Source organism: Bacillus vallismortis (assembly GCF_040784915.1).
Taxonomy (GTDB): Bacteria; Bacillota; Bacilli; order Bacillales; family Bacillaceae; genus Bacillus; species Bacillus subtilis_G.
The window spans coordinates 1,998,554-2,010,833 of record NZ_CP160797.1 but is presented as its reverse complement, the minus strand read 5'-3'; the positions used below and the strand labels follow the sequence as shown (position 1 = coordinate 2,010,833).

The following is a 12,280-nucleotide window of genomic DNA, read 5'->3' as shown; positions in this document are numbered from 1 at the left end:
CGCCTTTACAGACACCCTTTTACAAAGTTGCACCGAATATTTGATAAGCCGGGACCAATTTGTTTTCTTCCTCATGCTTGTAAGCTGCAAGATCAAAGAAACGTTGTATATCCATTTCATCTATTTCATGAAGTTTGTATCCATTCTCCATCAAGTCAAGATACATCTGCTTCATCCTGTTAAGGTAGTCCCTGTAGGTCATTGGCTTCCCTGTTATTTTTGAGCTTTCTCGGCCTTCTTCTTCAATTGAGCCTTTTTTTTATCTTTGACCATGACCTGATCAATAATATCTCTGAGCCAGTCAAATAAATCATCAGATTGAACACCGTCTAAAATATCATCAAAGGTAAATTGATTTTTGAATATGTCTAAAACAAGAGTCATCATGTCATCCATCACATCATGCTCTGTCATGCCAGATTCTTCATCCATTGCCTTTGCATGTATTTCTAAAGCTCTATACGTATATCTTGCTGTAACAATTGGCTGAACAAATGTTTTTTCTGGAACAGATACAATATCGCCGTTTTCATCTACTTCGGCTAGGGCATAATCTCTTAAAACTGCTTTAACCATTGTGAAACCCACCTTTTAATTTTTATAGAAAAAGCAGCCGCTGTCCGGCTGCCAGTTTATTTTCCTAAGTCTGCACTTACTTCTTCTGTTGTCATGCCGTCTGGCAGCATCCCATAAGCACGTTGATAGAATTTCTCTAATGTAAATCCATCGTTTTGATCGTAACCAATCAGGAACACAAGTCCATCTGCTTTACGCGGCAAGAATTGCCCTTCGATCGAATCTGTTTGATAGTCCACTTTATCTTCTTTTGTTTTTCCTTCCACAGAAGGGATGCCAAATTTCCCTTTTAACAAGGCATAATACACATAGCCTTTCTCATGGTGTTTTTGACGCCATGTGATGCACACGTAAGGCGGCTCCATATCTTTATGATACTCTTCAATACCATCAACAACCTGCACACCTAAAAGAGTCCTTTTCATTTCTGTGGTAAGGTCTGCAACGTTTAATTCCAGTTTTGTTTCACTAACTCCTGAACTCTTAACCGCATAAATGCCATCATCTGCATAAAGGGGTGATAGTTCAGAAGAAACGTCCAGCTTCGCTTCAATTGCCCCAGGCATATCTACGATAGCAGAGGCTTTTTCATCAACAAGCTCGGCATATTTAATGCCGCTTAGTCCCGTCTTAGCCATTCATATCATCCTTTTCTATATTTATTTTTTGAATATCAATTAATTTGGTCGCTCTGTATCTCCTGGCGTATCGGTATAGCGCAATATCCGGGTCACGGTCAAAGGCTGACGCATATTGTTTGTAGTCGTTCTCTGCCATGATCTGATCAATCACAGGCTGAATAGCCTGGGCGTCCTTTATTGTTTTGGTCCATAGATCTATTTGAATATCAACCTCAAACGTTAGGGCCCTATCGTCCGCATAGTCTTCTCTGTGGCTCTCAAGCTCGTTAATGCGAATCATTGGGGCCTTTTCTATGTCCTGATCTTCTTCTGGAACAAAGACCAGGAATATCCGGTCAATGTCCACAAGAGAAGTAAGGGTTTCGTTTTCACTTAAAAGCTTTTCAACTTCCTGAATGGGAAGCATCATAGTCCCAGCTCCCTCATGTAAACTTGCTGTACAATCTGCAAAACCGTTTGCTCCATTTCGTTTGATGTCCTCTCAATGAAGTGCTGCGGGGGTTGCTTGATCGTTCCAAAGTTAGAGAAGTGCAGGCGGGATGCTGTTTCTTTTCCATAACCCACACTTGCATATATCTCCCCGTCTTCCTTCGCCTTTGAATACACCACATTATCTTTCATGTGCATCTTGTGGCTGCTGTCTCTGCCTGGAGGTGTGTTACGTTCCAAAGCTTCAGCAAAAACCTGAGCGCCTGCCTGAACGGCTGCTTTGGCCGCCCTGGTATTCTTTCTCGCAAGCTTATCAAGCTCTTTTTCTATGCCGCCTATTCCATCATCTTGCCGCGGCATCAGCTCACCTTCTCCGCAAAAACATTGATCAGGTTTTTGTTCTGAGAGTTTGGAAGAATGTCTTTTATTTCGTAAAGCTCATCATCATGAAGAACATGCATGTTATTTGTCGCCTTCTTAACTTGCTGATAGCGAATAATGAACGTAAGGCTGTTCTCTAAGAAGGTACCAGCTGTCGTGAGCTTTTCCCTTAACTTCTGTTCTCTTATCTCAGCCCAGCAAGAAAATAAGGGTTCATTCACCTCAATATTCTCCCTGGTTTCCGGGTCCTTCCTGTTCTTTCGTGTAACAAAAGCGATGCGTGTATTGAGCCGGCTAAATTCCATCTGTATACGCCCCTCTGAATTGCTGAATAAAGTTTGTTACGCCGAAAGGTATTTCTTGCAACGCTTTGTCCATGGAGGATACGCGCTGTTCATACCAGGCACCGACCAGGAACATGACAGCCGTGTCAAACTTAGGGTTGTTTTGAAAGAAAGCATCCCTGTTTGGCGAAAGCGTTACGGCATCCTTGATATAATCTTCCGCAGCATCTTTCAGCTGCTCGATGAACCCATCATCAAAGTTGTGATCTATCCTCATCGCAAGCTTTAATTCTTCAAGCGTCATTCCAACACTCCTTTACAAACAAAAAGGGACGCCGGTATGCGTCCCATTCTGTCACTATTCTGTTGGCGTTCCTTTCAATTCATCAATTTGTTTTTGCATACCATCAAGTAGAGACTTTACTTCACCGTTCAGGTTATCCAACTTCACGCTACCCTTTCCGATGTGATTACTTCTAACTGAGTTGTCGGCCAACATTTCATATGTGATACTTCCCTTTTCAATAACTGCCGGGTCGCCTTTTTCACCCTTTGGTCCGGCCGGTCCGGTTTCTCCCCGCAAACCCTTAATATACAAAGGAGTTTCTTCACTGTTTCCGCCAAGGTAAACCCGTGTTGTCGGTTTACCGTCCGTGTCCATCTCCGATGCTGTCCAAACGTTTCCACTTTTATTTAGGAATTCTTCCGCCATTTTCAATCATCCTTTTCAATTATTTTTTACTGCCCCACGTCTACCGCTGACTGGTCCTCTGTGCTAGTTGTCGTTTGATTAATAGTGACAAAGTAGCCGGCTTTCTCATCAGCTTTTTTCACATCGAAACGAACTGCCAGGGAAAGGACTTGACCGTAAACGTCATTCTCAACCCATTTCGCAGTAGCCTCCACACGATTTGCGAAGAAGACGGCTTTTTTCAAGTCACCAATGAACATAACTGCGTCGCCATCTTTTTCACCTAAGATTGTGTCATCAACAGTTGAAACCGGTCTGCCAAATAATGATTTTCCTGAAGGAGAAGAAATACTTTGCTGTAAAATGTATTGTCCGTTTTTATCTTTTAACGTATCTAAGAATTGGAACGCAGAAGCAGTCGCAACAATGTCACGTTTATAGGCTTGTTTTAAATCCACATTAAAAATCTTTTTAAGTTCATCAGTTCCTGTTACTGCCTTCTGTGGAAATGAGCGCAGCACTTTTGCAACAATATCATTTTTTGTATTTCGTTTTACCTGCTGCAGATGATTTGCCACGATAGCAGTCAAATCCACACCCGAATCATCAATAGCCTCCTGAGAAATAGGCAGATGACCGCGATATGTTTCTACGGCCCAAGGTACTTTATTGAACTTAGGTTTGGCCAATTCAGGGTTTTTCTCTAACTCAGCTACAGAAACTAACTTTGTGTCCGCGTTAGCAAGAACTGGATAACTACCAGAGGCTGTTTTCACCGGAACCTTGTTTACGATCTCGCCTAAATCCACAACATCCTCTGGCTCCCGTTGTGGTGTAGTAAGTACCTCAATAGGGATAATCGCCTCAGCGCCATCAGATTTCAACCCGTCCCTCTGTTCTCCTTTAGAACGTAGAAACTCTTCAAAAGCTCTTACCTCTTCTGTCTTACCTGGTTTTATGATTGTACGGAAGCCACCGCCATGCATTGATCTTTTCTCCTCGTCGTCTTCTTCTTTACCCCCAGCTGGTGCAGGGTTCTCCGGCTTAAGCCCGGCTAACTCTTCATACTCCGCAAGCTTTTTCTGCAGGCCGTCAAGCTCTTCTTTCAAGGAGGTAATTTCACCTTTCAGAGCTGTAGCTTCGTCCAGCTTGTCTTCCTCTGCTCGTTTTTGGGCATCTGTGATTTTTGTATTAATGGCCGTTTGTTTTTTAACAATCTGTGATCGTAGTTCCTTAATTTTTTCAGTTAACATGTGTTTGCTCCTTTTCAAATAAAATAAGCACCCGGTTTTCGAGTGCTTTTACAATCCTATTTTTAATAAATCCAGCTGCAACAGCAGCTTTTCTTTTTCCGGATTCCGGTTTCTTTCCTCGTACTGCTGTAAATTCCGTTTGGCAATTGTTACGTCAGTGTCTTCATAAGCCGGATAAGTAACGACTGACACATCTGTAAGCTTTGAAATGTTTCTCAAGCTCCGCAACGGCAGGCCGGTTTCCTGGTCACGAGTAAAACTATCCCCATCCTTCCCCAGCATAAAGCCGAACGAACAATTAGAGATATTGCGAACCCGCAGATTTTCGTATAAATCCGATGCGTACTGTGTATTCGGCAAAGTAACATCGAACCTTAAGCCGATGTCATCAACTTCAAGCTTAAGCGTGCCGGCAGACGTACGACCAAGAATTTTGGATGGGTCATGATCAATTAAAGCCCGCACATCGCTCATGTCTGTATGATCAAGGGCTCTTTTATCAATCATTTCAATAAAACCGCCCAGGTTGTGGCTGCGTGTGCCAAACTTTAAAGCGTACCCACTAATCACCTTCGGGCCGTCATCCTCAGAATGAGCTTTTAAGGACCCTTCCTGCGACGTTCTAACCTCTACTTCCTTAGACATTTCCCTCACCTCCTTCACCTGCTGACGAGATCGGCAGGCTCTTTGCTTTTGCCTTCTGAATCTCGTCCATTAAATCAATGTTTACATAGTTCAAACTCATGTAACGATTGTCCCCGTTTGGTATTGGCTCGTATCCGTACTCAGCCAGCGCATTGTTGAGGGAGAAAATACCGTTTTGCAGCAAGGCAATGACATTTTCACGCTTCGTTTTTGCGTCCGTTTCTCTAAATCGCCGTGTGTCGAACTGAAATTTCCGCTGCAGGTTTAAAGGATACGGCAGCATTTTGAAATTAAGCTCTGAGGCGATGGCCGCAAAATAGTTGGATAGCGTATTTGTCAGGTAGTCCAGGTTTGCTTGTTCAAGTGACGTGTTGACCTGCTCAATGCCCAGCTTGTGTGCCGGCAGGCCGAACACTTTGGCTATCTGTTTCGTTGAATGCGTGTAGTTATTCACGACCTCAAGCACTTTCGTATTGATTTCTAATTGGCTAAACTCCATGTTTTCATCAAGCACAACAACCCGCTGCTGATTCTTTATGCCAGAGTTTGCTTTTTCAAATTCATTACGGATTTTGTCCTTTGCTTCAGAAGACAAATGCCCTTTTTTCATGTTTACAATACCGCTTAAGTTGACGCCTCTTCTGAAAAAGTCTGTGACAAGGCGTTTCCCAGCCTCCTGGCTTTCAATCTCATGCTTAAGACTAGAAAGAGGACTCATCCCCGTTATCCCGTCCATGCTGAAAAATTTAATGTGTAGTACATTTTCAGGCTTCAAAACTCTTTCTTTGCCGCCTGACGGATAATACCGGTAAAGAATTTCGTTTCGGTCCTGCAGCTGCTCGGCATAGACTTCACTATTCAATAAATGAATCAGCTCTAATGGCGTCCCCTCTTTGTCCCGGACTATTTCCGCGTAAGACTGGCCGTTCATTAAAGCATTGGCCACAAGAATAAATTTAAAAAAGTAACCCGAATAATAATCATTGGGCTTCTCATTCAGCAGCCTGAACAAGTCAGTATCCTTTTCCTCAACGCCATTCTGAGTAACCATGATGGGTGATGCAGCAATATCTGAAGAAAGAGTAAGAACTGCCGTAAATACATCGCTGTTTTTGATTGCACTTACAGACGTGTAAGACAGTCCATCTAAGCCAAGAATAATTTCATTGAATTCTCGTGCTCCTGGGCTCTGATTATCTAATGATCGAAAGAATGCCACTTAATCACCTCCCTTCCTCTTCTTTTGGATTCAGCAAGAAGGCAATAAGAACGAGAAAAAGACCTGCCACAATAAAGCCCGCTACTGGATGAAGATAGAAAACCCCATAGTCGATAACAAACAAGCCGGCCAAAAATAAAAGAGTATGCAAGTTCAACTTAATAAACTGACATACTCCCAACAAAAATGTATTTATTTTTCCGATTTTCATGGCGCCCCTCCTTCCCTAAAGAGTAAATTCTTCGCTTTCATAATAAGAGTTCCAGTCAAATTCCTCTTGTTTGTAATGGTACATAGCGCCCGTGTGTGCGTTCATCATTGCCGCTGCAGGGTCAATCTTTTCCCTATAAAGCGCTTTGTCGATTAAAATCGTATCATTCACTTTTTTCATCATTGCATTGTGCATCGCCGTATCAAGCAATGGATTCTTACTGTGTATGACTTTCCCGTCGAATACATTCAAACGAAAATCTTTTGTTGGTTCAGATAATGTGCGAGGACCTTGACGAACTTCAATCAGCACATCCTCATAGCCGTATTTCTCAATTTCATTTAAGAATAAAGAGATATTGTAAGGGTCAAAGAAGATTCCTTTTACTTGCAAATCAAATTCTTTAATATGATTGATCATATAATCCACAACCTGCTGCAGATTAATGATTCCAGATTTTTTGTCAGTGATTGTACAGTATCCGGCTTTCGCAAGAGTACGATAGTCCAGTTTGTCACGCTCAATTTTATTATCCAGTCCGCCTTTTGTTCCAACAAATGAATGGCTGTCTACATAAAATGTCTCATTCTCATCCTCTAACGGATAAATGAAGCCAAGGGCTGATAAATCATCAGTTCGTGATAAGTCAATCCCTATGTAGACCGGCTTTCCTGTAATGTCTGGCGCAGTATCCACACCGCGCTTTTTCCAATCGTTCCCGTTGATAAAGCTTTCAGAGGAAGCAGACTGCCATATATTAAAGTTTTTTACGAGTGTACCGTTTAGATCATCTTTATCAAGAGCCTCTTTCAATTTCTTGCGGAGGTTTTTCAAGATTTTCTTTTGTAAACCCTCCACCTCAAGAAGTGGATTGCTTTTTATCCACGTGCTTTCGTCATAAATTTCCTCTTCGTCATCTTGTTCGTAGACAATCGCAAAATAGTTGTCGTTTTCTTTACGACCACTTAGAATATCATCGACATAAGGATACTCTTGCGAATACATGGGGCCGTTCAGCTTGAAACCGGCTGTACTAATGATTAAGATAAGGCCCTGGTCCTGCTGACCTTGGGAAGACTCCAGGACCTCCATCATTTTTGTGTTGGACGCCGTGTGGTACTCGTCGAGAATTCCGATAAGAACGTTCAAGCTGTCCAAGTTGTCGGTATCCCTTGATAAAGGCATAATCACACAATCATCTTTCAGATACCGAATTTCATTTTGTATAATCTTTGTCCATTTCCTCATGAATTTCGATCTACTACGTATCTTCTTAAGCTGCATCGAGATCATTTTAAAGACGGTTTTCGCCTGGCCTCTTGAATTAGCTGTCGCATAAATTTGCCTGTCAAACTTAGGTGCTTCGCCGTAAATCAACTCGTATAGTGATAGACCTGCAACGAGTACAGATTTACCGCCCTTTCTCGCCATGCTTATATACGCTTTGGTGAATCGCCGGAAGCCGGTTTCTTTATTCCTCCAAGCATAGAGCATGTACACAATGAACTTTTGAAACAAAGCCAGCTTTGTGGGCTTTCCCGTTGATATATCTGGCAGCATCTCAAGAAACTTAATGACCTTTTTTGCTTTTTCAGGTCTGTATTCATATTCATAAGACGGGTCAGCTGCTCTTTCCAAATCTCTCAGGTGACGCTGACAGGCTTTTATGACTTTCTTGCATGCCGTTATTTCTCCGCTGACAACCTTTTTCGCATAAAGCGTGCCGGGGTCAAGATGTTCAATCGTCATCTATCGCCATTGCTCCAAACTCATCATGTTCCTCGCTGTCGCTGTCGAGGCCGACGATTCGAAGACGTGAATCCAGAGACAGACCAAGCTGGCCGGCAATGCCCCGGATCTCTTTAGACATGCTGTTCATTATATCCACAGATGGATTTTTCTTTTTAACCGTCTCACCCCGGCTGTTTTTTTCAAACATGACTTGGCCGTCTTTGGCTATATCGGCCATCGCTTCCCGATACTGTGCATAGCTGTTGCAATAGATCGCCAGCAACGCCGAATCTAATTCAGAAATTGGCAAATTGATAATGTGCGGGTAGATGCGCCGCCATTCATTCTTCGCCATAGTGGACAGCCAGTATGGTGGCTTTTCATGCAAGGGCGCAAAATCTTTCAGTTTTTCTTCCTGCTGCAGACGCTCTTCCCGCTCTTCGTTGGTAATTTGTCCTTTTAACGTTTCCGTTAATTGTTTTCGTCTCGCCAATCAAAACCACCACCTTTCGTCCAAAATACATCACATAAATTTCGGTAAAATCAGCGAACGACAAAAACGCCGATCAACTCATACGAGATAAGGGATCGCGCGTAATATTTCAGTATTCAAAATCCGGCTAAAATAGCAAATCTCAAAATTTCATTTCAACATTTTTTACAAAGTTGAGGGGGCGCCGATGCCCAGGAAAATTTTTTTGGTACCCGGTTAAAGTTCGGGGGGACTTAAAGCGACAAAATTAATGCTGTAGTGGAAATAATGACGCTGATACCACTCGCAATAATTCCGATCAAATGAAACGTTCTGTTGCTCATCTAATTACCTTCTCCTTTCCCAAACGTGACTTGGTTATGATGATACTGACATAACACCTCAAGATTATTTAAATCAGTACGTGCCTGATCATCGTTTAAAACGTCTCTAAGCTCTTTAAACTTATGATGGACTACTAACCTATGAGACTTATTTAAACGTCCCTGTGAGGCGCAGACGGCACAATGATAGTTACTTTCTCTTAGCTTCTGTTCTCGAAGAAGTTTCCACTCTCTCGAATGGTAGTAAGAATAGAGTTCTTTGTTCTCCCTGTTGTACCTCACATCTTTGTTGTATTGCTTGTCAGCATAGCCCTCGTGCTTCTCACAATAGCGCTGTGCCCAGTCCACATAGTTGCGGCAGGCTGGCGCGTTACACCTTTTTAACGGCACCTAACAGCCCTCATTTGAACCTCAATAATTCCCTTTGCTGTATCTATAATTTCTCTCTGTTCAGATGTGAAATTGTAAATCGGCAAGTCATTCAAAGCGTTTAAAATGTCACCATACGTGTAACAATTCTTTTTTAGCTCTTCAATAAGTTCATCAGCAGCTTTATTTCGGGCAGCTACAAATTCACCTGGCTCTACCACACTCATAATACTTTTCAAAAACTCATGCTTTTTCTTTGCCTCGCTCATGCTATCCCTCCTTCATATTCTTTCTAAACTGCCACCGCACTCAAGCCGTTAACCGCCAATTGTCTATCCTGAGATTTACCGGAAGCAGTTTACAGAGAATATACAAGGGGGATTAAGACTGTTTAAAGGTTCCCCTTCCCCCTGAAACGTTCCTTTCCTCCAATGCTCATGTGCACCTGAACACCTTTGGTGGTCTGCAACTACCCAAATAAAAAAGCACCCTTTAGATGTGGGTGCAATCAACGTTTCTTCTTATAGCCTTCAATATCTTTTTTCAAGAACAGGCGATCTCTATTTGTTGTTTTAATCGGTTTTAATGTACCATAGTCAACCAACTGTTTAAGGTTCTGCCTGCTGCATCCGATAATCTCAATGGCCTCAGATGTCGTTATAACTTCTTTGTCCATGAACTCTCTCAGCTCGTCAACATTCTCAAAAACAAACTTAGTCATTCCGCAGGTTCCTCCATTTAAGGATAATATTAATGATGGTCATTACCAGCCATATCAAAGCCAATACCATTGTTATAATGTCTAGGGTGTCTAAATTGCTGTAGTCTTTATCCACAAATACGATCACAAACAGAATGAAAAATAAAATTGTTGAGCCATCTACTAGTTTTTTCATATGCTTGAGCATGGAACACAAAGTGTTATAATAAGGTGAGGGGAATAAATCCCCTCTGTGCTTATGTGCGACGTTTCTTCTTGGCGGGAGAACGTCGTTTTTTGTTTTTGCTTTCCTTCATTTCCTTGATATTCTTGATCATGGTTGTGATTCCTGTAAGGATTGCAACCAGCCAAGCCAAGTCCCGAAGGATAAGCTCAACCATTTCCATGCTCTCTCAACACCTCCTTTCTATACTCTTATTATAACATTTATATTTACAACCGTCAATATAAAATTTGGTTTTATTTTCTTATATTCACTCCTTATGCTAATCGCTTTTTTAAGATTGATCTTACACATACTCCGAGAGGAAGCCAAGTATAGTAAGATCGCACAATGAAATACGATAATACTATTCTCCCGATACGGACGCCTCAGACTAGCTGCTATCCAGGCTCAGAATGTTCCTCTCGTTTTGGCTTCATTCCTCAACACCTTTGTTCCGTATCCGAATTCGTCTTGATAAGGGAAAGACGCTTCTCCCGTATATTTCGATAAGTTTTATTTATCGTATTTCGTTGATAGGTTAAGTTTATCGAGATTTCAAACATAAATAGTCCCCCTTTTTGTCCCCTAAAATGTCCCCTGTTTTATCGGGAATTTGTCGACAATTAATGATTAAAAACAAAAAAAGAACAGGTTTTATCCTGTCCTTTTTGATTCATTTCTTCTTATTATCATCTAATCTTAGAACAACAATGCTCAATAAGATCAAACCAATAAACGTACCGTATTTCCCTGTGTCTAATTGTGTGAGTGGAGCTATAAAATATTCAATTATGAATATGATTATAGCAATTGAAACTAATATACGATTCATTTATTATTTAACACCTCGTTTATGCATTTCTCCATGGAACAATAACTGTTGTGCCAATTAACCAATGATACGAGATCCCGTACTTACCATTATCGGAAACTTTCTTTATTGCCCATTTACTCGCCCACAATGCTCCGGCAAGAGCACCTGCGTATAAAGAGATTCCCGGTAACGTTCTAAGCAATGCCGCGATACCAGCAATGGCTCCGGCTGCTCCATCTGCATCTTCAATAATATTTAAGAAGCTTTTAATCTTACAGGAATTCATATTAACCTGTACAATCGGAACTTTAACTTTTACACTCTGCTTTCCTCTGCAAGCCATAACCGAAGCATCACTGGTTACCTCAGAGACCCTAACGGTAGCCGTATCAACTAACTTTTTTGAGCCCTTTGTTAATAAATATTGATCGACCTTGATAGCTTCTTTAGACGACCCTTTATCAAGTGTCTTTTGGTCAATAAGATATTGCTTGCCGTCAAGTTCCATTGTGTAAGTTGAAGCATCCTCTGACTGGTTAATAATCTTCATTCCATTAACAGGTGTTACATTTTCGTTATTCGTAGAGGTTTTCGCAAAAGAAGGTAATGCAAATCCACAGACTAAACTCAATACAAGAATTATGCTTACAATTTTCCTTTTCACTTTTCAATCCCTCCCAAGGCTCAAGGCTACCACAATCAAAATTATATAAACACCACTTTCCATAAAATAGGTTATTTACTCCTACAATTTCATGATCAAGTACATCTCAACTAAACTTTATACCCAATTTATTAAAAAGAGCACTCAGATGATTCCGAGTGCTGTGGCAATACGTAGGATGGCACGCTGTTTTATTTCATAATAGGTGTCCTTCTTCATACCAAGTTCCATATAGATATGAATGTCTTTTGTTTGGCTGGCTGATAAGTATTTTTTCTCAATGATCATGCGTTCTTCTTCATCTAGGCTGTTTTCTAACGCCCTTTCCATCTGTTTGACTTTCAATTCATTTAAGATGAAAGAATCTCTGATAGAAGGAAACGGGCTGATGCCAGCGTCAACCGATTCCTTTTTATTCTCAAGCTGTACTTTCAAAGCTCGATAATCTTTGAGTTCTTTGATTACAATTTTACGGACTGCCTTCAAATCCACAGGATGAAGGAATGAAAGTTGTTCTGTCACACCCGTCCTCCTTTCCTCTATTTTTCACGTTCCCATTTTTGTATTCGGCGTTCTGTTAAGCAAATCCATAAGGCAAGAGCCACTGAATTAATAACGAATAGTGAGCCT

General features: G+C 41.4%; 19 protein-coding genes. All 19 read right to left on the bottom strand.

Translation table 11 applies throughout. The features are described from left to right. Nucleotides 1-19: 19 nt before the first annotated feature. Nucleotides 20-166 carry a hypothetical protein gene (locus ABZM97_RS09710; protein WP_240509937.1) on the bottom strand — a complete coding sequence of 49 codons (147 nt, stop codon included), beginning with the start codon at nt 164-166 and terminating at the stop codon, nt 20-22. 47 nt (nt 167-213) lie between these two features. Next, a complete protein-coding gene (locus tag ABZM97_RS09705) occupies nt 214-576 on the bottom strand; it encodes a hypothetical protein (protein WP_367387438.1) in 363 nt (120 codons plus the stop codon). Nucleotides 577-632: 56 nt separating this feature from the next. Further along, entirely contained in the window at nt 633-1,214 is a 582-nt protein-coding gene (locus tag ABZM97_RS09700; protein WP_367387437.1) for a major tail protein, read from the bottom strand. Next, on the bottom strand, nt 1,207-1,626 hold the full coding sequence (locus tag ABZM97_RS09695) for a hypothetical protein (protein ID WP_367387436.1): 420 nt from the start codon (nt 1,624-1,626) through the stop codon (nt 1,207-1,209). Before ABZM97_RS09695 ends, ABZM97_RS09700 begins: the two co-directional genes overlap by 8 nt. Further along, nucleotides 1,623-2,006 carry an HK97-gp10 family putative phage morphogenesis protein gene (locus ABZM97_RS09690; protein ID WP_367387435.1) on the bottom strand — a complete coding sequence of 128 codons (384 nt, stop codon included), beginning with the start codon at nt 2,004-2,006 and terminating at the stop codon, nt 1,623-1,625. The genes ABZM97_RS09695 and ABZM97_RS09690 overlap by 4 nt, the downstream gene beginning before the upstream one ends. Beyond that, entirely contained in the window at nt 2,006-2,332 is a 327-nt protein-coding gene (locus ABZM97_RS09685) for a phage head closure protein (RefSeq protein ID WP_367387434.1), read from the bottom strand. Before ABZM97_RS09685 ends, ABZM97_RS09690 begins: the two co-directional genes overlap by 1 nt. Beyond that, entirely contained in the window at nt 2,322-2,615 is a 294-nt protein-coding gene (locus tag ABZM97_RS09680) for a head-tail connector protein (protein WP_367387433.1), read from the bottom strand. The genes ABZM97_RS09685 and ABZM97_RS09680 overlap by 11 nt, the downstream gene beginning before the upstream one ends. Nucleotides 2,616-2,669: 54 nt before the next feature. Beyond that, nucleotides 2,670-3,023, bottom strand: coding sequence for a collagen-like protein (locus ABZM97_RS09675; protein ID WP_367387432.1), 354 nt, complete (start codon nt 3,021-3,023; stop codon nt 2,670-2,672). 26 nt (nt 3,024-3,049) lie between these two features. Continuing rightward, nucleotides 3,050-4,255 carry a phage major capsid protein gene (locus tag ABZM97_RS09670; RefSeq protein ID WP_367387431.1) on the bottom strand — a complete coding sequence of 402 codons (1,206 nt, stop codon included), beginning with the start codon at nt 4,253-4,255 and terminating at the stop codon, nt 3,050-3,052. A 48-nt stretch (nt 4,256-4,303) separates the two neighbouring features. After that, nucleotides 4,304-4,900 carry an HK97 family phage prohead protease gene (locus ABZM97_RS09665; protein WP_367387430.1) on the bottom strand — a complete coding sequence of 199 codons (597 nt, stop codon included), beginning with the start codon at nt 4,898-4,900 and terminating at the stop codon, nt 4,304-4,306. Then, on the bottom strand, nt 4,893-6,119 hold the full coding sequence (locus tag ABZM97_RS09660; RefSeq protein WP_367387429.1) for a phage portal protein: 1,227 nt from the start codon (nt 6,117-6,119) through the stop codon (nt 4,893-4,895). The genes ABZM97_RS09665 and ABZM97_RS09660 overlap by 8 nt, the downstream gene beginning before the upstream one ends. A gap of 4 nt (nt 6,120-6,123) precedes the next feature. Beyond that, the gene (locus ABZM97_RS09655) at nt 6,124-6,330 is read right to left on the bottom strand and encodes a hypothetical protein (RefSeq protein ID WP_167568553.1); all 207 of its coding nucleotides are present in this window, start codon (nt 6,328-6,330) and stop codon (nt 6,124-6,126) included. Nucleotides 6,331-6,345: 15 nt separating this feature from the next. Further along, the gene (locus ABZM97_RS09650) at nt 6,346-8,079 is read right to left on the bottom strand and encodes a terminase large subunit (protein ID WP_367387428.1); all 1,734 of its coding nucleotides are present in this window, start codon (nt 8,077-8,079) and stop codon (nt 6,346-6,348) included. Continuing rightward, complete coding sequence (locus ABZM97_RS09645; protein ID WP_367387427.1) at nt 8,069-8,554, bottom strand: phage terminase small subunit P27 family; 486 nt, start codon at nt 8,552-8,554, stop codon at nt 8,069-8,071. Before ABZM97_RS09645 ends, ABZM97_RS09650 begins: the two co-directional genes overlap by 11 nt. Before the next feature lie 703 nt (nt 8,555-9,257). Continuing rightward, complete coding sequence (locus tag ABZM97_RS09640) at nt 9,258-9,515, bottom strand: hypothetical protein (RefSeq protein WP_367387426.1); 258 nt, start codon at nt 9,513-9,515, stop codon at nt 9,258-9,260. Between the two features lie 239 nt (nt 9,516-9,754). Further along, nucleotides 9,755-9,967: a helix-turn-helix transcriptional regulator gene (locus ABZM97_RS09635; RefSeq protein ID WP_367387425.1), complete on the bottom strand. Its 213-nt coding sequence runs from the start codon at nt 9,965-9,967 to the stop codon at nt 9,755-9,757. A 236-nt stretch (nt 9,968-10,203) separates the two neighbouring features. Further along, on the bottom strand, nt 10,204-10,353 hold the full coding sequence (locus tag ABZM97_RS09630) for a hypothetical protein (protein WP_327826865.1): 150 nt from the start codon (nt 10,351-10,353) through the stop codon (nt 10,204-10,206). 670 nt (nt 10,354-11,023) lie between these two features. Beyond that, the gene (locus ABZM97_RS09625; protein WP_367387424.1) at nt 11,024-11,650 is read right to left on the bottom strand and encodes a hypothetical protein; all 627 of its coding nucleotides are present in this window, start codon (nt 11,648-11,650) and stop codon (nt 11,024-11,026) included. Between the two features lie 144 nt (nt 11,651-11,794). Then, nucleotides 11,795-12,172, bottom strand: a complete 378-nt coding sequence (locus tag ABZM97_RS09620) for an ArpU family phage packaging/lysis transcriptional regulator (RefSeq protein WP_367387423.1) — start codon at nt 12,170-12,172, stop codon at nt 11,795-11,797. Between the last annotated feature and the right edge of the window lie 108 nt (nt 12,173-12,280).